The organism is Staphylococcus sp. HMSC056G08 (assembly GCF_001812305.1).
In the GTDB taxonomy this organism is placed as follows: domain Bacteria; phylum Bacillota; class Bacilli; order Staphylococcales; family Staphylococcaceae; genus Staphylococcus; species Staphylococcus simulans.
This window is the reverse complement of record NZ_KV808487.1, coordinates 1-21,971: the sequence shown is the minus strand read 5'-3', so window position 1 is coordinate 21,971 and position 21,971 is coordinate 1. Positions and strand designations below refer to the sequence as shown.

The following is a 21,971-nucleotide window of genomic DNA, read 5'->3' as shown; positions in this document are numbered from 1 at the left end:
TTTCAAGTTATAACGGTAGTTTGTCTACGGTCTGGAAAGACTCTATAGTCTTTTCTGAATTCGTTGAAAAAATTCTTAATGAATCTGTGTCTAAAGAAAAAACTATAATAAGTCTTATTGAAAATAACAAAAAATACCAAGTACAAAAAGGGTTTTTAGGATACGAAATTAAGGAGGTAAAATAATGGCAGATTTAAGTACACAGTTAATAAATAAATTAAAACTCTCTAATGATAAGCCTAACTTTAAAAGAAATTTCAAAAACAAACTACTGCCCTTTTTTACAAGAAATCCAGAAAGGGCTAAGTTTTCACAAGGTTTTGAACCTGTAATAGGAGCTTTATCAAGAATGAGTATAGGTTGGGACCCTGTATATTTAACAGATAACTATAATATAGATAATATTGTGGAAAATGTTGACAGTGTTCAATTATTAGATGGTTTTGAAATGGGAGAAGATGAAAAGCATAAATTTCTTTCAAATTTATTTAATGAATCATCTATAAAGTCTTTTAGGCACCCATTCCTATTAAATTATTATACTCTCAGTGAAAATAATGAAAAAAAGGGAGAAGTTGATGTTGCAAAATTTATCATGAAAATCTTTGATTTAAGTAATGACGAGAACTGGAAAAAGTTTATAAGTGATAGATCTACATCTAACTTAGTTGAAGATATTCTAATTGAATCATTAGAAAAGATCCCCCAACAAAAAACTGATAATCAATTTGTACTAATTAATAAAGAAATTTTTCGAGAAAGATTTGAAGATTTATCATTTCTTTTGGAACATAAAGACTTTGCTATAAAAAATTTAAGCTTGTTCTTCTCCTTTTATTATTTTCAGTTTTTAATGCAGACGGTTCTTACTATAGATCGCTTTAATGTCGATGATAGTAAGTTGTTTGAATTGTACTATACATTAGATTCAGAAAAGATAACGAGTACAAGAATAACGAATAAAAGAGGTTTCAACTTAATAAAAAGTATTTATAAAAATATTTTAGCTAATGATAACTTGATAGGGTATTTAAATGAGTTGTTAGAATACGAAACTTTCTACTCTTTACAAGACATAAAAAATATGGATAACAGTGATAGACAAAAGTTAGATGATGAATTAAAAACAGTTCTAGAAATGTACAAAACATCTATGTCAAAACAAGAATTTATACCGGAAGATTTAGACGACAAAATTTTAATGTTTAGAGATTGGCTTGTTAATGATGTTTCTAATGAGACAATATCAAGGTTTCCTAAATCTATCGAAGAAATAGGAGATCTATATTTCTTGAAAAGAAGAGGACAACTAGGAAAAGTGCTAACTCTTAGAAAAGAATTGATTATCTTATTAACAGCCCTAATTGTTAAAAGTGAAAAAATGATAGTTACTGAAGTGTTCAATGAATTTGAAAAAAGAGGAGTATTTTTAGATAGATATTCAAAAGAAGAAATAGTGGAATTATATGAAAAAATGAATATTTTAGATAAAAAAAGCGATAGTGGGGAGGCTAAGTATGTCAAGCCAATATTATAATTTTTTAAGCGGAAAACTCATCTCTTTCCTTGAAGAGAGTACTCTGAACTCAGGAGATAGATATTTCCTTATATTAAACAATGAAGCTGAAATAGAAAAACTGCAAAGAGCGATTTATCATACTGAAAATAAAAAGATAAAAATGTTTGAAAGTAAAGAATTTCAATTTTCAACCGAATCAATAGAAATTCAAAATCGTAATGTTATTTTTGTATTTGCAAAACAAGGGGTTAAGAATGACTTTTTAGTTACTATTCGTAACAAAGTTTCCTTACAGGAGAATGAATGGAAAAACTCTGTAGTTATATTTGTAATCAGTGAAGATCTTGATAGTATAACAGGAGGAGCTTTCGATTTAGCAAAACAAGGAGCACCATTTCACACTCGTACTTTAAGAAATGATTTGAAAAAACAAGTAAGTAATAGAAAGAGTCAATTAGAAGACCATGAAAAAATTGTAATGGAATTTGTGATCAATAATACATTTGACGATGAATTAGTTAAGTATACTTTGATGGATTTTGAAGCTGTATTTAGCATTATAGAACAAGGGAAAATAGACAAAGAAAACTATTTCCAACTAGGATTATTTGAAGATAAACAAATTGGAACTTTCTCTAACAAAGAAATAAAGAATAGATTAGAGAAAAATAAAGAGTTGTTTGATGATGTTAACTATTTCCATGATAGAGGGAACCCAAAAGAAGGTTTAGAAGAAAATTTTGATAATGAAAAAGTAGTAAATTCCCTTTCTAAAGATGATTGGTACGAAATGGATTTTGAGACTGTTAAAAACAGTAAAGATGCTATGGACCAATTAAAACGTATTCAAATGAATTATCTTGAAGAAGATTTTTTAGAACAATTTAAAAATATAGAAGTATGGGACAAACCTAAAGGGAAAACTAAGGTTCAACAACGAGAACGAAGTATAGTTATTTTTAAAAATGGTGAACATTTAGAAAAAGTTAAACTTCCTTTTGATATTCCACCCGAAAGTAATTATATTGTTAAACGAGGTATGAAAAATTTAAATTTGACAAATAATTCAAAAGAAGAAGTGGAAATAAAAGCTCAAAGAAAAAATATTATTATTGATACATCAAAGCTTAACGAGAATGATGACCACTATTTTGAATTTAGTTACAAACACAATAATAATAATTCTTTAACTTTCAAATTCAGGATATTAGTTGTTAATTTTAGTAGTGAATTGATTGAAAGTTTAAAGACTGATTACTCTTTGAAGTATGATTCAAAGACAAAAATGGTAGAAATATCAGTGAAAGATATAGAAAATGAACTTTTAATAAACAATCAGCCACCAAGAGAAGTGACTGTTAGAGAGAATGGTCAAACTTTTGATATACAATCTGAAAATAAATTTAAATTCAATAATTTGATTGCGGAAGACGAAGCTAATATTTATATAACTTTAAATATTAATGAAGTTTATTATAAATTGACATTAAGTGAAATTTCTAAAAAATTAGCCCCTATATCTGGTTTTGCTTTGATGAAGAAATTATATGATAAAAAATTATCAATAGAAAATCAAAACAAAAAGGTAATACAAGGTAACGAAGAATACCACCTATACACTACATTTAAAGATTTATTAAATTTTGAAGAAAACATGATGAACAATGATTATATGTGCGGGAAAATCATCGATGATAATTTTTACGGAGATAGGATAGAATTAAAACCAGCACTAACTGAAGTCTATGATGATCTATTAGCAGAAATAAAAAGGTACAACACTTTACCAAGTTTAATGTATCTAGAAGGTAGTCTTTTAGAGAAAGCAGAAGAATATTGTGCTTTGTTTGAGCAAGAATTGAATGAATTAAAAGATAATGAAAAGGTAGATGATATTTACACTCAAAATATTCATGAAGTAGGTGTTATTAAAGGAGATAGTATTTTATATCTTACGCCTTTACACCCATTGGTTTTAAGATATGAAATTCAAAAAACCAAAATGATTAAAGATAGTAAAATACCAGAAAAGATTTTAAGAAAATTTAATTCTGCTGGTCTTTTGCCATATTTTGTAGAAGAGGATCAATATTATTTCTCAAATTATGAAGATTATTATCCAAGAGGTATTATTTTCAAACCCTATACTTCAAAAAATAAAGCGAATGCTGAAAAATTAAGTAATATAATAAAATCTAGACTGTCTGATTTTAAAAAGCATTTCAAATATTTGTTTAGCATTAGCGATGAGTTTTCACTAAATACAAGATTTGTTGATATAGAAAATTATAAGATGGTATTAAAAGGTGTTTGTGAATATATTTTAAATGACTTCACGAACAACCGTTATATAAGTTTAATCAATCCAATTAACATCTTCTTAGATAAAGCTGATAATGAGATTGAAAGTCCAGTATTCGAAGAGTTTTATAATTTGAAAAGTTATAAGGAACTAACAGAAATGCTTGGAGTTAAAGTTCCAAACAAATTGAAAAACAATAATGAAGAAGATGTTATAAAAACATTGAAAGATAAAATCAACATATACTTTAACCATAGTGACAATCTATTTCATATCACATTTTTAAACTTTGATCAGAAACCTCAGTTCAGTGTTAATGACTTTAACAAATTAAACTGTTCTATTGCTCATGATGGGTTACTTTCTGATCTAACTTATACGAAAATGGGAAATAGCTTCGTATCTGGTTTTGGTGTAAAGGGTCTGACATCTCATAATACTCTCGTTAATAGTGCGAAAATATGGAATAGTTTTGTTTCTAATAATCAAAATAGACGTCTAAATCCATATAAAAAGAATGAAGTTATAGCTAATAATGTAATTAGTTTATCGGAACAAAACCTGCAACCAATATTTGATAATTCAAACTGGGTAACATTTATTGACCCGTCAGTAGATTTGTCTTATTTCAATGATAATGAACAAGATCTTTATGTTATTCATTATAATGACCAAACCTCATCATTTAATTATGAGTCCATCACTGTGACTAACAACACATCTCAATATGAAAATGTGTTAAAAGAATTTTTAAATAAAGTGAATGTAAATTTCCAACCTGAAAATATGGAATCTATAATTCGCTCATTTAATATCTTGAACGGAGAATGGTTATTATCCATTATAGGTACAAGAAGTAGTAGAAGTCTTGAAGTAGATAATAAGGTAAGAGAAAAACTAAGCATAATTGCTGCATACAAAACAATACTTGCTTTACTTGAGAGAAGTGACATTACTTGGATTCCAGTATCATTAGAAGAAATTATAAGAGTAAGTAGACAGCAAGGTCTAGATGCGAGTACGGATATTTTCTCAGCAAAAGAATTAAAACATAAAGGGTCTATTTCTGATGATTTATTATTTGTTGGATTTGAGTTAGACGAAAATAATGAAGGAGTATTTTATCTATTACCTACTGAGGTTAAAGTAGGAATAAATGACTCATCAGTGTTAAATAAAGCTTCATTGCAAGTTTCGGAATTATATAAGGTACTTAATAAGCATCTAATAAATGATGATGATATTTCATTTACTAGAGATTATTATAGATATTTCTTCGCCAATATATACTTTGGGAACTTGAAAAAATTTATTGATAATGGTGTAATTCAAGATGAAAAGAAAGTCAAAGTATTGGAAAGTAAGACAGATGTATTAAACAATAAAATTAAATTTAGTAATAATTTTAATATGTCTACAGCAAAAGGGATTTCAGTATTTTTCACTGAAGGTAACAGTTATAGGAAAATTACTAAGCAATTAGATAATAATATTGCTGAACTTCATTTGACTGAATATGATGCCTATATAGATGCTGAAAAAAGTTACGAAGATTTGAAAAATGAAATACAGAGTGGCAAAAAAGGATTGAAACTAAGCAATATAGACATTGATTCGGAAAAAGATACAGGTAAAGATAATGGTGAAGACAACAACAAACCTCTAACAATTGAAGTTGAACCGAATAGTAATTCGAATACAGATGACACTCCAACTGAGGTTCCTGTATCAGAGGATGCTCCACCTATCATTACTCCTCCTGAGGATACTAATGTCTTTGAATCGAAAAGTGGTGATTTCAAAGTTGAAAATAAAGTTGAAGGAAAAAGGATTTTGTTAGGCAATATACATGGAAGTGTTGAAAAGCTATATTGGGAATATGGCAATAAAGGCTTGCCTAATCGTCATTTACTAATTAGTGGAAAATCAGGGCAAGGTAAAACTTATTTTATGCAATGTCTGTTGTATGAAATGTCAAAAAATCATATTGATAGTTTAGTAGTCGATTATACAGATGGGTTCTTAGAGACACAATTAGAAGATGAATTTAAAAATAGACTGCAAGATCAGCTTAAAATCGAATATATTTTCAAAGATAAATTGCCCATCAATCCGTTTAAGAGAAATAACATTGATTTGGGAGGATTTTTGATAGAAGAAACAAATGAAGATATTGCAGATAGAGTCGTTCAAATCATTGATTTTGTTTTTAGCTTAGGTATTCAACAAAGCAGTTTATTGAAAGAACATATTAGAAGTGGTCTAAGTACTTTTGATGAAAAACTTACTTTTGGAATTATAAAACAAAGATTGATAGATGAAGATACTGCTCAATCGTTAAATTTACAAGGTAGAATAAGTAACTTATTGAACAAGGATCCATTTGCATATGAAAACAATTCATTTAACTGGAAGGATGTATTTGGAAACAGCGGAGATGTTAATATATTCCAATTAAAAGGATATACCCCAGAAATACAGAAAATTATTACAGAATTTTTATTATGGGATCTATACAACTTTACAGAAAGAGAAGGGGATAAAAACTCTCCTATACCAGTGTTATTAGATGAAATGCAGAACCTCAACCATAAAGAATCTTCACCTACAACTAAGATTCTAAAGGAAGGCCGTAAATTCGGTTGGTCATCCTGGTTAGCTACTCAGTCCATTAATTCTATAAAGAATTCTGGTGGAGATACTGCAGCACTTTATAATGCAGCTTTACAAATTCACTTTGCCCCTCCAGAAGATCAAATAACTAATGTAAGTAGAACAATTGCCACAGATAAAAATTCAAGATTAAGAATTGAAAATCAATTATCTTCTTTAAGTAAGGGACAATGTATGGTTAATGGCTATGCAATGGTTAATGATGAATTAAAAAAAGTTACAGAAGTATTAGATATTACTCCATTAGAAGAGAGATAATATATAACATAAAAATGAAAGAACCAGGTCTGTTGATTTCATACACAGACCTGGTTCTTTATAATTATAATATTAATAAATAAGGATTCTCCACATATCTTGCTAACACTTTTAAGTACTCTGCAGCATCAGCACCATCTAATAACTGGTGATCAAATGTTAGACTGAGTGGTAAACGTTGAATTTGCTTTACATTGCCATCCTGTATAACAACTTCTGATTGCATAGCGCCAACACCTAGGATACCCGCTTCACCCACATTTAAAATTGGAGTAAAGTACTCAATCTCACTTGTACCCATATTCGTGATTGTAAATGTAGCACCAGATAAGACAACATCATTAGTTTCACCATTACGCACTTTTTCTGCAGCATCTTTAATTTTATTTGCTAATGCCCCGATGCTTTTACTATCCGCTTCTTTAATCACAGGCACCATCAGTCCATCATCTAATGATGTCGCAATACCTAGATGTACTTCATCAAATTCTTGAAGCTCACCATTTTCATAACGGACATTAATTTTTTTATACTCTTTTAGTGATAATACTACAGCCTTAGCGAGTAATGCTGTGATAGATAACTTCACATCTTGTCCAGCATTACTTAGCTCTGTAGACAATTTTTCTTTAAATGATAATAACGGATCAGCATTAACTTTACGGTGCAGAGTAAGTTGTGCTGTTTGTTCGAGACTCTGACGCATATTTTGAGCAATACGTTTACGTATTGGATTTAATCCTTCTCCTGCAGTAGAAGATGAAACAGAAGCAGCAGAAGGTGTATCAGTTGTTTCTTGGCTCTCTTTATCTAATACATTTTCAAGAACGCGCTGTATATCAAGTTTAGTAATTCTTCCATTTCCGCCTGTGCCTTCGATACGAGAGATATCTAAATTGTTTTTATCTGCCATATTGCGTGCCAGAGGAGAAATGAATATACGTTCTCCTTTATTCTGAGTAGCATTAACTTCTTTAGGAGATGGAGACTCGTTAGTATCATTTGAATTCGCATCTTTTTCTTCAGAAGTTTCATCTTTTTCTGAACTGTTTTCTTGCTCACTTTCTTCAACAGTCTCTCCGCTTTCTCCTATAACCCCAATAGGTGTTTTGACTTTCGCTTCTTCACCGGCTTGAGTAGTGATTTTTATAATAGTTCCGTCAGCAGGGGCTTCAACATCTTGTGTTAATTTTTCTGAACTGATTGAAACGATGATGTCACCTTTATTTACTGAATCACCTTCTTGTACATGCCATTCTTCAACAGTTCCTTCTTTCATTGTCATGCCTAGTTTAGGCATCATAATATTTGTGCTCATTTTATCCACCCCCTTAACTTAAGATTTTACTTTCTTTAAATCAGCAATTAGTTCATCAGCTACATCTAATACTTTTTCTACACTTGGAATGTATGCTTGTTCTAAGTTTTGAGCGAAAGGTACAGGTGTATCTGGAGCAGTAACTTTTTTAATAGGTCCATCTAAGTAATCGAATCCAATATCACCAATTACTGAAGCGACATCTCCAGCTATATTACATTGAGGATTAGATTCATCTATCACAATCAAACGACCTGTTTTCTTTACTGATTCTAATACCGCTTCTTCATCCCATGGAGAAATTGAGCGTAAGTCGATGACTTCAGTTGAAATATTATCTTCAGATAACTTTTCAGCAGTGTCTAAAGCTGTCTGTACCATTTTTCCTATTGCTACAATTGTTAAGTCATCGCCTTCTTGTACAACATTAGCTTTTCCAATCTCAACAATATAGTCTCCTTCAGGGACGTCACCTTTCATACTTAGTAATGTTTTGTCTTCTGAGTAAACAACTAAATTATCGTCTTTAATCGCTGCTAAAAGTAATCCTTTAGCATCATATGGATTAGAAGGAACTACTACTTTAACACCAGGAATACTAGCAAAAATATTATATAGCGTTTGTGAGTGTTGCGCAGCGGCACCAGCGCCAGCACCATGGACAGTTCTAACTACCATTGGAATCTTGGCTTTACCGCCAAACATATATCTCATTTTTGCACCTTGGTTTAAAATAGGATCAAGTCCAAATCCGATAAAATCATTGAACATTAATTCTGCCACAGGTCTTAAGCCTGTTGCAGCAGCACCAACTGCGGAACTTAAAGTAATATGTTCAGCGATAGGAGTATCGATTACGCGATTACGTCCATATTTTTTAACTAATCCCTTTGTAACACCGAATACACCACCGAATGAATCATCATCTTGTAAGTGATCAACATCTGCACCGCCGGCTACATCAGTACCAATTAATATAACGTTTTCGTCTTGTTCCATCGCAATATCCATTGCTTCGTTTACGGCTTTCATAAATGTGATTTTACGTTCTTCTCCCATTGTCAGTTCCCCCTTTAAGCTTATGCAAATACATCTTTATATAAAGAATCTAAATCTGGTAATTCACTATTTTCACCAAATTCTACTGCATCTTCTACAGCTTTTTTCGCAGCTGTTTCAATTTCATTTGCTTCATCTTCAGTTAACAAGTCATTTTCAATGGCATATTTTCGGAATTCTTCAGTTGGATTACGATCAGCATTTCGGTCTTCTTTTGATTTTACTTTTTGTTCATCGCCTTCAAAGTGTCCATACTTACGATAAGTATCACACTCTATAAGCGTAGGACCTTCGCCATTTTTAGCACGTTCGATAGCTTCTTTAGCTGCATCATATACTTCCACTACATTCATTCCATCTACATAAACACCAGGCATGTTATAAGCTGAAGCTCTCTCAGCAATTGTTTCTGATGCACTTGCATATTTATGTGTAGTACCTTCACCAAATTGGTTGTTTTCACAAACGAAGATAACAGGCAGGTTTAAAATCGAAGCGAAGTTTAAGCCTTCATGGAAGTTTCCTTCGTTTGCTGCACCATCTCCAAAGAAGCATACAGCAACATTATTTTTGCCTTGGTTTCTTAAAGAAATACCAGCACCAGTTGCTAAGCCGAAACCGCCACTTACAATACCATTGGCACCGAGCATACCTTTATCTATTTCTGCCACGTGCATTGAGCCGCCTTTACCATGACCTAAGCCGTCTCGTTTACCCATGATTTCAGCCATCATACCGTTTAAGTCGCAACCTTTAGCAATAGCATGTCCGTGTCCTCGGTGTGTACTCGTGATATAGTCATCATCTTCTAATAAAGCCATTACACCCGTTGCGACACCTTCTTCGCCAACGTATAGATGCACGAATCCAGGGATTTCTCCTTTGCCAAATATCTCATGTACTTTGTCTTCAAATTCACGAATTTCATTCATTGTTTTATAGATCCAGCGTGCTTCTTCTTTATTCATAACTAATTCCCCCTTAAAAATAGCTATTTATGAATTGCTTTATTTAGATAACTATCTGCAGATTCTCCCATTACTTCTAAAAGAGAAGGGTGAGGTTGAATCACTTGCGATAATTCTTCTATTGTTCCTTCAGATACTTTTACACCTAGCAGTTCACCAATTAACTCAGTAGCATTAGGCCCGGTAATAAAACCACCTAATATTTCACTATATTGAGTATCAATAACGAGTTGAATAAAACCATCTGTTTCTCCCTCAATCAAAGCTTTAGCATTACTTTGGAATTGAGCTTCGACTGTTTTAACTTTATAACCTTGTTCTTCTGCTTGTTCTTGAGATAATCCTACTGAAGCGGCTTCCACACGCGTATAGATACAACGTGGAATCATTTCATTTTGAATTGCTTTAGGTTTTAAACCAGCAATACTTTCTGTTGCCATGATTCCTTCAGCACTCGCAGTATGAGCAAGCTGATAACTATTTACTAAATCTCCAACGGCATAAATGTGTGGGATGCTAGTTTGATAATTTGTATCAACCTTTAAAAATGATTTTTCATCTTTTTCGATATTGAGTTCATTAATGACTTGAAGGTTCGGTTTTCTGCCAGTCGCGACAAGCAGGGTATCAAAGTTAATATTTTTTTGATCTTTTAATTGGATATGATCTTGGGTAACCTTATCAATTGTGCATTGCGTTAAAATTGTAATGTCTTGAGAATCTAAATGTTCTTTTAATACGGAGCGGATTTCTTTAGTTTCAGTGAGTAAGATATCATCAGCGACTTCAATAATTGTCACTTTAACACCTAAGTCAGCCATTGATGATGCGATTTCTGTAGCAATAACGCCACCACCAATTACTGCTAATTGCTTTGGTAGTTTTTCGATTTTGAAGATAGTGTCTGTAGTGTGATAGTTTGTTTCTTTTAGTCCAGGGATAGGAGGAACGAATGGAGTACTGCCAGTTGCAAGAATAATGTCTTTAGCCTTGATGGTTTGCTGATCAACTTTAATGGTTAAGTCTTCGTTTACAATTGCTTCACCCTTAATCTGATCAACTTTGTTTTGTTTAAGTAAATGCTCAACACCACCAGTTAATTGAGAAATTACTGTCTTCGATCTAGAGAGCAATTTAGAATAATCTATGTCTAAATTTTCAGTGTGTATTCCCCAAGAGTCAGCAATGTTAATGTTTTGAACTTTTTTACCATATTCTAATAATAATTTGGATGGTATACAGCCAACGTTTAAACAGGCCCCCCAAAATACTGTTTTTCAACGATAGCTACTTTTAAACCTAATTGTGCTGCTCGAATAGCAGAAACATAACCACCAGGGCCAGCGCCAATAACAACTAAGTCATATTGTTTCAAATTATCTCCCCCTTAATATAAAAGATGGAAACAAGTAAACATTCACTATGTAAGCGCTTACTTAGTTTATTCTCATTTTACTTAATATTTTCTAAATATTCAAATAAATATACTCTGACTCTGAGAATTACCATGAATGGTTAGCTCCAATTCATGTAAAATACATAGTTATTATTAAAGTTAGAAGAAATTATTGCTATAATGATATAAATTGATATGTACTGTTAATTTGTCATGCAAGTATGTAAAGTTCGATAAATAAAAAGTGAAAATATCATACAGGTGGGATGAATATGGAAGAGTTATTCAAAGAATCATTAGGATTAAAGAAAGAAATTTTAGAACACAATATCACAGCAGATAAAGATTGGAATAAAGGTAAAGAATACAAAGAAGTTGTACAAAATAAGTTGCCGAATTATCTTCGGGAAAATTTTAATTTAAACAATAAAATAGTTAAAGGAAAAGTAGGTACAGGAAATTATAGTGCTGTTCCTTGGGTTGCAATATTTAATCCAGCAATTAGTGAATCTACACAAGAAGGATATTATATTGCTTTTTTACTTCATCCTGAAGGAAAAGGGGTATATCTTGATTTGGCATTAGGCTGGACAGAAGTTGAAAAAGTTTATAAAGGAACGTTTGTCAATAAAAAACAATATGCATTGTCCTTATCCAAAAAAATTGGAGAGTATGTAGAGGATAATGAGTATAATTTTGGAAAGTTTTTATACAGTAAGAATGGTGATAGCAAATATGATACTCAAACAAATCTTCTGCCATTTGGTTATGCTCACACATCAATAGTACACAAGTACTATGCATTTGATGACCTTAATGTTCAAGAATTACACAAAGATCTTAATAACTTTATTCAACTATACGATAACCTTACGAAGAAAGTAACAAGAGAGTTTTACAACTCTATATTGCAGGATATGAATAATATTAATGAGCAAAATCAACTAGACAAAGTGAAAGAAAAAAACATAGGAGTAAGTTTATCTATAGTTAACCCACCACAAAAAAGTAATTATTCTAAGAAAACTAAAGTAAGTACTAAGAGGGTTACGGATGATGATATTGAAAAAGCAAATTATGAAAAAAAGTTAACAGGAAATACAGGCGAAGAATTAGCTGAAAAATACTTTAGGAACTTAATTAAAGAAAACATTACTAGCAATGAATTAAAAGAAAAGTTTTTTGATCTTATTGATACTTCTATGGGACAAAAACACGGTTATGGTTATGATATGGAAGCGTTTGACCCTACTAATTTTTCAGATCCAATAAAAAAACTTGTAGAAATTAAAACTACTAAGTCAACAAGGAAAGATGAACCATATTATTTCTCTTTAAACGAACTAAATGCAATGTATGAAAATCCTGGAAGGTATCTAATTATTAGAATATATAATGTGGATAGTAGCGAGCCTAAAGCATTTATTGTGGACCCTTATAAAAATTATGATTCTTTTGCGCATATAGAAGATATGGTCGAAAAAGTGTTTGAAGTACAACCCGTACAGTATAAAATATTCAATACTAAAGATGATAAATAAAGATACTATTAGAAACAGTATTAAAGTTTGAAAAGATAGAGATGTGTCAACTAATATTTCCTGCCTTTTATTATTTAAATGGTTTTGAAGTTATAAGTTGTCATTTATTGTTTTCCTATTCACTGACACTTATAATTATCTTAAATAGGCGTGTAGTATTTTATTACTACAATATTAATGGTGTATTAGGTGATTAAAATGAATAGGAAAAGAAAGCCGATAATTAAACAAATAAAGTATTCAATGGAGGATTTAAATCATTTTGTGGACGTATGGGAAGGCTCTGAGGATTCGAAGTATCTGTTGAAGTATCCTACGGTTTATATCATTAATGATGATAAGCAAAAGGGTTTTAAGGTGTATGTAGGGGAGACAGCTGATATTAAGGAGCGTACTTCTCAGCATTTATTGACGGATGCGAAGACAGTACCTTATTGGGCAGATTTTTCGTTGTCGTTAACGTCGACTATGTATGTGATTGGTCATCGCTATTTCAATAAATCTCTAACGTTAGATGTGGAGAATCGTTTGATGCAGTATTTATCAAGTGTTGATAGCATTGAATACATCTATAATAAGAGAGCAAACCAACAAAACGATTATTATACAGCTGATCAATTAGATGATATCTTTACGGATATTTGGAAGAAGTTGAATAAAGAGAATAATATTTTATTCCCAGTAGAAAGTATTATTAGAGATTCAGCGATATTTAAAGCTTCGCCGTTTCATAAATTGACTCAGGAACAAAATAAAGCAAAAGAAGCGATAACGGGTAAGATAAAAGTAGCGTTACATAATAACTTAGAAGAACAGCTGGTGTTGGTAGAAGGTGAAGCGGGTTCAGGTAAAACCGTATTAATGAGCAGCTTATTCTTTGATTTAAAACGAACGTTGTTAGAAGAAAATGATAACCAGCCTTTAAGTGTGTATTTGTTAGTCAATCATGATGAACAATTAAAAGTTTATCAAGAAATTGCGAAGAAATTAGGATTGTATGATCCAAAGAATAAAAAACAAGCGATAGTAAACAAACCTACCAGCTTTATTAATCAGCGCAGTACTGAGGATAAAGTAGATGTAATCATTGTAGATGAAGCGCACTTATTATGGACACAAGGTAAGCAATCTTACCGTGGACAAAACCAACTGAAAGATTTAATTGCCCGAGCAAAAGTAGTTATTGCGGTATTTGATAGAAACCAAATCTTAAGTACTGAACAAGTAATAGAAGCAGACCAGTTAGAAAAATTGGTGTCAGAAACTAAAGCAAATAATAATCACATACATCTTAATAATCAAATGCGCATCAATAGTAATGAAGATACTGTAGATTGGATTCGTCGCCTCATAGATAAACAAACCATTGATAATATTCCTGAAGATGATAAGTATGATATTAAAATATTTGATCAACCTAAGCAGCTAGAACAAGCAATACGAAATAAAGCTCAATCTCAAGACTCTGGTATTTCACGTTTACTCGCAACGTATGACTGGAAGTATAATAGTAAAGCACCTGAAGAAGCGGATTATTGGCGTGTACGCATTGGTGAATGGAGCATGCCTTGGAACAGTCAACTTAAAGTTAATAAACGAGAAAAATCTTTATCTTGGCCTGAACAAAGTCAAACTATTGATGAAGTAGGTTCAACATTTACCGTACAAGGCTTCGATTTAAATTATGCAGGTGTGATTATTGGTCCATCTGTTAAATTTAGAGATGGTAAAATTATTTTTGACGGTTCAGAAAGTTATAATCAAAAAGCAACTAGAAACAGAACACTCTCAGATAATACTAAAGCTAAATTCACAGAAAAATTGCTTAAGAATGAATTAAACGTCTTATTAACACGCGGCGTCAACGGCTTATATATTTACGCAGTAGATGAAGCTTTGCAAAATGAACTTAAACGTGCCGCTAATGGAGGTATAAACCATGAATAATACAGAACAACTCATCCAAGAAATTAATGATTTTCGTAATGCGAGAAACTGGAGACCTTATCATAATGAAAAAGATCTCACAATTTCTTTATCACTTGAAGCATCTGAACTTTTAGAACTGTATCAGTGGAAACAGCCTGAAGAAGTCAACGAGACAAAGCGTGAGCGTATCGCTGAAGAGTTGGCAGATGTCTTGATATACAGCTACATGATTGCGGATAACTTAGAGATGAATATTGATGATATTATCCGCGAAAAGTTGAAGAAAAATGCGATTAAGTATCCAGTAGAGAAAGCTAAAGATTCAAATAAAAAATATACAGAGTTATAACATGTGAGGACTGCTTATCGCAGTCCTTTAATTATTTAATAGAGCTCTCTGTTTTTAAGCTTTATTCGCTTAAAGAAGTTGTTGAACTCCAAATGTTTCATAAAACAAGAAATCGTCAGCTCTGCTGATTCTGGGCTCGCATAAATATAAGGGCATTCACTCATTTTCTTAACTTCTTTATTGATACGTTCTGCGCTATTACTTGTCAGTACATAGTTGTAGTTAGGTGCGACAGGTATTGTCAGATACGTAAAGCATCTTTCAAAGTATTGATTTAATAAATTTATACCTTCCTCAAAACTTGGATAGTCTTTCGTTATTTTTTCTAATTCTTTTTTGATTTCGACATTGACTTGATATTCAGTATTAGGCTCGAATAGTGCAGCTACCAGTTGACGTGCTTGTTTCGCAACGTCTTTTGGCGGTTTAGCATAGTCATCAGTATTTAAGACACGTTCAAAAGCTTCATTTAACGTAATTCTCATAGATCTAGAACATACTTGATATTTCATCGTTGGAAAATGTTCTGAACATATTTTCATTAAAGTAGGTGATAGGTCAGCAGAAATCATTAAAGGCGGGTTCATCCCACGATTTTTCAATTCATTGAAGAGTTGTGTCCAAACCACATTTTCTTCTTCAAAAGAAACAGTCAAAGTTAAAATATCTCTATATCCATATTCATTGATGCCAGTGATTGTATAGAGTTTCGCAAAGTCAATATGCGCACCGTCAAATACAGGGAGTTGAAGGGTATGAGCATGAATAAAGTGATAGTGAGTACGATCAAGCATGCGTTTGCGCCATGTATTTGTTTTAAGACTCAACACATTTTTTAACTGGGAGATGTGAGATTCAGTGATGGAGTGTCCCCAAAAATAATAGAGCGCATTATGAATTGAACCTTGTGTTAAACCATGAATATGATTTTCCAGCAATGAAATACACATCGCTGCTTCAGGTAATGCATAACTTAAGACAACAGAAGGTTCGAATTCAGTGAACAGACGTTTAGGAAAGTTGATATCCAGTTGCCCCATTTTAAGACGATAACCTTGTTGGTAAGCCTCAGTAGTTAAGTTTGAGATAGGGATATAATTGTCACGTAATATTTTTACTACGTTGAGTGGATATTCATGATGAAGATGTTGTGTTAAAGAAATCAACTCTTTCTTTGATTTCAGAAACTAAGTTTGAAATAGGGTAGGTCATGTGCGGTTCTTTATGAAATTGAGTCATGAAAATATTCTCCTGTCTGGATGTCATTGAATTAATAATGTGTAAGCTAAATTGAAAATAAATTAATTTATAGTCATGTAGTGCTTATTCATAAGCGCGCACCTGTCAGTTGGAAGTAAAGATTGAAGTTATGAATTGTGATACTCGTAAATTCATGTATAGGGAGTATGTATTGGATAAAATATGGCATATTAAAATTTCCTTTCTCTGATGTCTAAAATTAATATGATTTGGAAATAACTGCGATAATCTTAAACAAGATTGAGTTGTGTTATGTATCAATTGCGTGTTTCTAAGTTGCTCAGTTAGTTTGTGAATCAATTAGAGTATTACCTGAAAATAAAATTACAATGTCGACTGTCGACTAAAGGGAAAATAATGTGATATTAACGTAAGAGGAAATGGTATTGAACGCTATGAAATAAAGTGAGTGGGATATAGCGTTATATTTAAGTGATGTACCTCAAAGAGAGGTAATGAGATAGTTGAATTATAAAGTGCTTTTTAATTTTTGTAAACACCTTTTTCGATAAAATAATAAAACAGTTTGATAATACTGAATTTCAAACAATGAAAAAGGACTTAGAATATAAACAGAGAGAATGTTTGAATGCCTTTAAATAGCTGCTTAATATGATTTTAAAACGTTTGATGTATTTAATGAGAAGCTAACCATTCTTTTGATTAATTGAATATATTGCAAACGATAAGAAGATGTATGTTTTTATCGGAAATTAAAGCGTGGTTACATTCATTTAAAATTTAAAATATTAGATTGACAATAGAAATAGGGGAGTGCTAAGATTTTAGCATGTAGTCTTTCCAAGAAGCTACATAACCGTTTCTAGCATGAGACTAGACATTCTATTCTGATTGGGCTGGATCGTAAAGTTATCTTTATGGTCTGGCCTTTTTGCTTTGTTAGAAACAAAAAAACCGCCCAAAAGGGCGGGTCATCAAGTTGTGAATTTAAAAGTTGCGCTTCAAAACAAAAAAGAAAATGACAGCATCTTTGTCTTGCTTTGAAGACAAGAAAAAGTATATAGGATAACTTTTGATAAGTAAAGAACTTTTATTAAAAAAATCACGATAATATTTTACTTCATATATAGCGGAAAAATTATCGTAAACCACAAAGGTTTTTTCAACACTAAAACTCGAAAAACACAAATTCAAGATTTTTTTGATATTGCTAAATTACTTTAATCGTTGTTGTGGTGCGGTTTTAGAAAAATAACATTTTTTACTTTATGATAGTGATAACCACCAAGAAATTGTATGAAACCGTAATAATTTTAAAAAAATCTATAAAAATTTTAATATTTTTCTTGACTATCAAAAAATATGATGCTAATATTTAGCCATGCACAAGACAAACACCTCTCAAAAAAGGAATCCAACTTTGATACAAATTGAGAGAAAAACAGGCCAAAGTCCAATTTGTATTTGCAGCTGTGAAAGGTGCGCGTACTGTGCAAGATTGAATTGCTGAGTTCATAAATAGAGATCGAACTTCATGAAGGTTTAACAGCACAGTAATTCAATTGACCTGACCGATTAGGTTTGTAGCTGGTAAAAAAATAACTAATGAAAGGCAATCTTTCGCATAACGGTTATATTATTTCTGGTTAGAAATCCAGTTAGACAAATATCGGTATTAGAAATTCACTCCTTCTTTAAGGATACAACTATTATTTACAAGTTCGTATCACAATGAGATATAGAAAATTTGTAATACAAAATTCGAGAGAAAAAGAAAATGAATTTTTATTTGAGACATAGAGAGAGAAATCGTCACAAATAGGATGCGTAAAAAAGTTAGTGTCCCTATTATTATTAAACACCATATCGGTGGGTTTAAATTGATGCAGTATGAGAAAAAGAGAATTACTGCAGCGGTTTAAACCACAGCTTTAAAATCAAGTAGAATTTTTTAAGATATGTTGGATGCGTATCATTAAAAATCATTAAATTTAATATTTTTTTATCATTCATAAGTGTGGAGGCTTATCGTAATTGTTTGCGATGAGCCTCTTTTATTTATACATAAATTTGTTATTCGTCAATGTAATAAAATATTACTTGTTCAGCGATCCATTTACTATCACTTTTTTTACTGGATAGATACACTAATTTTACTGTTTTGCTAAAAAATCATGAGTTTCTTCCTATTATAAATGTAAAAGCAGAGACCTATTCAGATCTCTGCTTCAGAATACCTATTTAATTTTGTTTTAATTATGAGTAGATTAATACTTGTGTTACTAACATTGCACCACCGAATACAAGTACGAATACTACAACTGGCCATACGAATCGGAACCAGTGTGAGTATCTCATATCCAACATTTGTAATGTTGCCATTACAAGTCCTGTAGGTGCTAAGAATAACATTGCGTATTGTCCGAATTGATAAGCAGTTACAATAACAAATCTTGGAATACCAACAGTATCTGCTAGCGGTGCGAAAATTGGCATAGACAGTACTGCTAGACCAGAAGATGATGGTACGATAAATCCTAGGAAGAAGAAGATAATCAATAAGATAATAATGAATATCGGACCACTCACATGAGATACGATGTCAGATGAGAATTTCAAGATTGTATCTGAAATTAATCCTTCATTCATAACTAAGTTAATACCACGCGCTAAACCGATGATTAATGATACACCTACTAAACTAGAAGCACCATTAATAAAGGCATCGACTGTTCCTTTTTCTCCTAATCCTTGTTTACCCATACCTGCAATGAACATGATAATAATCGTTACAGATAAGAACATTGCGGCCATGACTGGGAACCACCAACCTTGAGTCATTACACCCCAAACCATAAGTGGGAATGGGATAACGAACAAGATTAAAATGATTTTCTTACGCCAAGTGAATTGATCCGCATGTGCATCTTTACCCATAACAGACCATTGTTCATTGAATTTCTCACGGTCTTCATAAGAGTAAGAAGCTTTTGGATTCTTTTTGATTTTTTTTGTATACCAATATAAGTAACCAATAACAAAGATTGCACCAATGATACAACCTGCGATACGCCAATATAGCCCTTCAGTGAAGGCAATACCTGCAGCGTTAGAGGCGATAACTACTGAGAATGGGTTAATTGTTGAGAAGGTTGTTCCGACGGAACTGGCCAAGAATATGGCCCCTACACAGACAATTGAGTCATAACCCATTGCTATGAATATTGGCACCAGTATTGGATAGAAGGCGACGGCCTCTTCCTCAATACCACACAAGGTTCCTCCAAGTACCATCAGAATAGAAACCATGAAGATGAGCATAAACTCATGACCTTTAGTCTTTTTCGTTAACGCAAGTAATCCAGATTCAAATGAACCACTGGCACTTACAACACCAATTAGTCCACCGAGTACAAAGATGAATACCATAATATCAACGGCTTCAATTGTTCCGTGAACCATTGCGCTTGTAATTTGGTCAGGTCCTGCTGGATTTTGTTTTAATCTTTCGTAAGTATCTGGGATAGAAATAGGTTTATTAATTGCGCCGGATTCAAACTGTTCTATGTTGATTTTGACGCCCATTTTATCTAATTCTTCTTGGGTTCCCGGCACTTTCTTAATTTCTTTATGAGGGTTTTCAATTTTTAATTGATCAGACCCTGGTTCATAAGATAATTTAGAATACGCACCCGCTGGAATCAGCCATGTTGCAATAACAGCAACGATTGTTAAAATGAACAAAATGGCAAAGGCACCAGGCATACGAAGTTTAAATTTTTTCTTCTTTTTAGGGGGCTCTGTTGATTCTTTAGCAGCATCCATTTGATTTGCATGATCCATTATAATCATCTCCTTATAAGCAAGGGAATCTCAAAAATGCAGTTATCATATTCGAATGTCAGATAAAAAAGACAAGATACATTTTATTCAGCCCATACGCTTTATTTATATATTAGTTCCAGCTTCAAATGTCATAGAGACTATCGATAGATATATAGACTTTGACATTCTTCGGCTGTTAAATTTATATTCAAAAGCTATCCAACGCAGGACTTAAAAAAGTTATCAAAGATTAAAGTGTAAGAATACTCTTTATTTTTGCGTAAAATTTTTTTGAATCAGCGGAATCCGCTCATTCAAAATTCTGTGTATGATAGGACTTGAATATAAATTATGTAACAAAATATTTATAAAAGGCCTGAACAAGTTGTAACAAATGTGAGATTGTTCAAGCATGTTCAGGCACTTTTTATAATCAATATATCTGTCATGATTCACTATCTATTGAGCATTACCTATCATCAATAGCGAATTATTTTGTAATCACTGTACCCACTTTGCCTTCTAATGCAGCATCTAGATTTTCTAGAGAAGTAATGAGTACTTCGCCTTCTGGGTTCTTTTCAATGAATTGAAGAGATGCTTCAACTTTAGGTAACATACTACCTTTAGCGAATTGACCTTCTTCAATATATTTTTCCATATCAGCAGTAGTGACTTTAGTTAATTTTTCTTCGTTTTCTTTACCGAAGTTGATGAAGATATAATCGACTGCAGTTAAAATGATTAACTTATCAGATTTGATGTGTGCCGCAAGAATCGCACTTGATTTATCTTTGTCGATTACTGCGTCTACACCGTGTAAGTCGCCGCGGTCGTCTTTAACAACAGGGATACCGCCGCCACCACCAGCAATAACGAGTGATCCGTTATTGATTAAATCTTCAATACTTGGTAGCTCAACAATTTCAATTGGCTGTGGAGAAGGGACTACACGACGGTAGCCACGACCAGAATCTTCTACGAATGTGTATTTACGTTCTTTAGCAATTGTATCTGCTAAATCTTTGTCATAGAATTTACCAATTGGTTTTGTTGGGTTTTCAAATGCTGGGTCTTCTTTAGAAACCACTGTTTGTGTGACTAAAGTCACAACAGGTTTCTTAATATCTAAATTGTGTAGTTCGTTTTGTAAACTTTGTTGTAGCTGATAACCAATGTACGCCTGACTCATTGCACCACATTCTGGGAATGGGAAGGCTGGACCTTGATCATGTTCTGCCGCAAAGTTTAATCCTAGGTTGATACTGCCGACTTGCGGACCGTTGCCGTGACTGATGACTACTTCGTGGCCTTTTTGAATCAATGCTACAAGTGATTTTGATGTGTTTTCCACTAGCTTTAATTGTTCTTGTGGGGAATTGCCTAAGGCATTTCCTCCTAATGCTACTACGATTTTAGCCATACTTTGTGTCCTCCTTATCCAATATCTCCTAGAGTCGCAACCATCACAGCTTTGATAGTGTGCATACGGTTTTCAGCTTCTTGGAATACAACAGAGTGTTTGCCTTCGAAGACTTCATCTGTAACTTCCATTTCTTTTAAGCCGTGTTTATCAAAGATTTGTTTACCGATTGTTGTGTCAGTGTTGTGGA

General features: G+C 32.4%; 12 protein-coding genes and 2 pseudogenes. 6 read left to right on the top strand and 8 right to left on the bottom strand.

Features of this window, described 5'->3' with window-relative positions; translation table 11 throughout:
- The 3 genes from HMPREF2846_RS14555 to HMPREF2846_RS08230 all read left to right on the top strand — a co-directional run.
- On the top strand, positions 1 to 185 hold a 185-nt coding region (locus HMPREF2846_RS14555; protein ID WP_218086518.1), incomplete at its 5' end, for a hypothetical protein.
- Positions 185 to 1,537 carry a DNA phosphorothioation-dependent restriction protein DptG gene (gene dptG, locus HMPREF2846_RS08235; protein WP_002480084.1) on the top strand — a complete coding sequence of 451 codons (1,353 nt, stop codon included), beginning with the start codon at positions 185 to 187 and terminating at the stop codon, positions 1,535 to 1,537. The genes HMPREF2846_RS14555 and dptG, both read left to right, overlap by 1 nt.
- Entirely contained in the window at positions 1,518 to 6,752 is a 5,235-nt protein-coding gene (locus HMPREF2846_RS08230) for a helicase HerA domain-containing protein (protein ID WP_070626408.1), read from the top strand. The genes dptG and HMPREF2846_RS08230 overlap by 20 nt, the downstream gene beginning before the upstream one ends.
- Before the next feature lie 64 nt (positions 6,753 to 6,816).
- On the opposite strand, the gene HMPREF2846_RS08225 is transcribed toward HMPREF2846_RS08230, so the two are convergent.
- From HMPREF2846_RS08225 to lpdA, 4 genes and pseudogenes are all read right to left on the bottom strand, one after another.
- Complete coding sequence (locus HMPREF2846_RS08225) at positions 6,817 to 8,070, bottom strand: dihydrolipoamide acetyltransferase family protein (protein WP_070626407.1); 1,254 nt, start codon at positions 8,068 to 8,070, stop codon at positions 6,817 to 6,819.
- 18 nt (positions 8,071 to 8,088) lie between these two features.
- Positions 8,089 to 9,129, bottom strand: coding sequence for an alpha-ketoacid dehydrogenase subunit beta (locus tag HMPREF2846_RS08220; protein WP_061055124.1), 1,041 nt, complete (start codon positions 9,127 to 9,129; stop codon positions 8,089 to 8,091).
- 20 nt (positions 9,130 to 9,149) lie between these two features.
- Positions 9,150 to 10,097: a thiamine pyrophosphate-dependent dehydrogenase E1 component subunit alpha gene (locus HMPREF2846_RS08215; protein WP_002480079.1), complete on the bottom strand. Its 948-nt coding sequence runs from the start codon at positions 10,095 to 10,097 to the stop codon at positions 9,150 to 9,152.
- A gap of 23 nt (positions 10,098 to 10,120) precedes the next feature.
- Positions 10,121 to 11,472: pseudogene (lpdA, locus tag HMPREF2846_RS08210) on the bottom strand (dihydrolipoyl dehydrogenase).
- A 293-nt stretch (positions 11,473 to 11,765) separates the two neighbouring features.
- Between lpdA and HMPREF2846_RS08205 the strand changes: the two are divergent.
- From HMPREF2846_RS08205 to HMPREF2846_RS08195, 3 genes are all read left to right on the top strand, one after another.
- A complete protein-coding gene (locus tag HMPREF2846_RS08205; protein ID WP_176745479.1) occupies positions 11,766 to 13,034 on the top strand; it encodes an MrcB family domain-containing protein in 1,269 nt (422 codons plus the stop codon).
- Positions 13,035 to 13,232: 198 nt separating this feature from the next.
- On the top strand, positions 13,233 to 14,981 hold the full coding sequence (locus HMPREF2846_RS08200; protein WP_070626405.1) for a DUF2075 domain-containing protein: 1,749 nt from the start codon (positions 13,233 to 13,235) through the stop codon (positions 14,979 to 14,981).
- Positions 14,974 to 15,312, top strand: a complete 339-nt coding sequence (locus tag HMPREF2846_RS08195) for a nucleotide pyrophosphohydrolase (protein ID WP_070626404.1) — start codon at positions 14,974 to 14,976, stop codon at positions 15,310 to 15,312. Before HMPREF2846_RS08200 ends, HMPREF2846_RS08195 begins: the two co-directional genes overlap by 8 nt.
- A gap of 35 nt (positions 15,313 to 15,347) precedes the next feature.
- Here HMPREF2846_RS08195 and HMPREF2846_RS08190 read toward each other — a convergent pair whose 3' ends face one another.
- From HMPREF2846_RS08190 to HMPREF2846_RS13925, 4 genes and pseudogenes are all read right to left on the bottom strand, one after another.
- Positions 15,348 to 16,478 (bottom strand): transposase, encoded by a 1,131-nt coding sequence (locus HMPREF2846_RS08190; protein WP_371099753.1) that lies wholly within the window; start codon positions 16,476 to 16,478, stop codon positions 15,348 to 15,350.
- Between the two features lie 2,311 nt (positions 16,479 to 18,789).
- Positions 18,790 to 20,358: a YfcC family protein gene (locus HMPREF2846_RS08185; RefSeq protein ID WP_070626409.1), complete on the bottom strand. Its 1,569-nt coding sequence runs from the start codon at positions 20,356 to 20,358 to the stop codon at positions 18,790 to 18,792.
- Positions 20,359 to 20,848: 490 nt separating this feature from the next.
- Entirely contained in the window at positions 20,849 to 21,781 is a 933-nt protein-coding gene (gene arcC / locus HMPREF2846_RS08180) for a carbamate kinase (protein ID WP_002480072.1), read from the bottom strand.
- A 14-nt stretch (positions 21,782 to 21,795) separates the two neighbouring features.
- Positions 21,796 to 21,971: pseudogene (locus tag HMPREF2846_RS13925) on the bottom strand (ornithine carbamoyltransferase subunit F); the annotation flags it as partial.

Coding starts and splice junctions, on each gene's coding strand:
- dptG (WP_002480084.1), top strand. CDS start 185: ATGGCAGATTTAAGTACACAGTTAATAAATAAATTAAAACTCTCTAAT.
- HMPREF2846_RS08230 (WP_070626408.1), top strand. CDS start 1,518: ATGTCAAGCCAATATTATAATTTTTTAAGCGGAAAACTCATCTCTTTC.
- HMPREF2846_RS08225 (WP_070626407.1), bottom strand. CDS start 8,070: ATGAGCACAAATATTATGATGCCTAAACTAGGCATGACAATGAAAGAA.
- HMPREF2846_RS08220 (WP_061055124.1), bottom strand. CDS start 9,129: ATGGGAGAAGAACGTAAAATCACATTTATGAAAGCCGTAAACGAAGCA.
- HMPREF2846_RS08215 (WP_002480079.1), bottom strand. CDS start 10,097: ATGAATAAAGAAGAAGCACGCTGGATCTATAAAACAATGAATGAAATT.
- HMPREF2846_RS08205 (WP_176745479.1), top strand. CDS start 11,766: ATGGAAGAGTTATTCAAAGAATCATTAGGATTAAAGAAAGAAATTTTA.
- HMPREF2846_RS08200 (WP_070626405.1), top strand. CDS start 13,233: ATGAATAGGAAAAGAAAGCCGATAATTAAACAAATAAAGTATTCAATG.
- HMPREF2846_RS08195 (WP_070626404.1), top strand. CDS start 14,974: ATGAATAATACAGAACAACTCATCCAAGAAATTAATGATTTTCGTAAT.
- HMPREF2846_RS08185 (WP_070626409.1), bottom strand. CDS start 20,358: ATGGATGCTGCTAAAGAATCAACAGAGCCCCCTAAAAAGAAGAAAAAA.
- arcC (WP_002480072.1), bottom strand. CDS start 21,781: ATGGCTAAAATCGTAGTAGCATTAGGAGGAAATGCCTTAGGCAATTCC.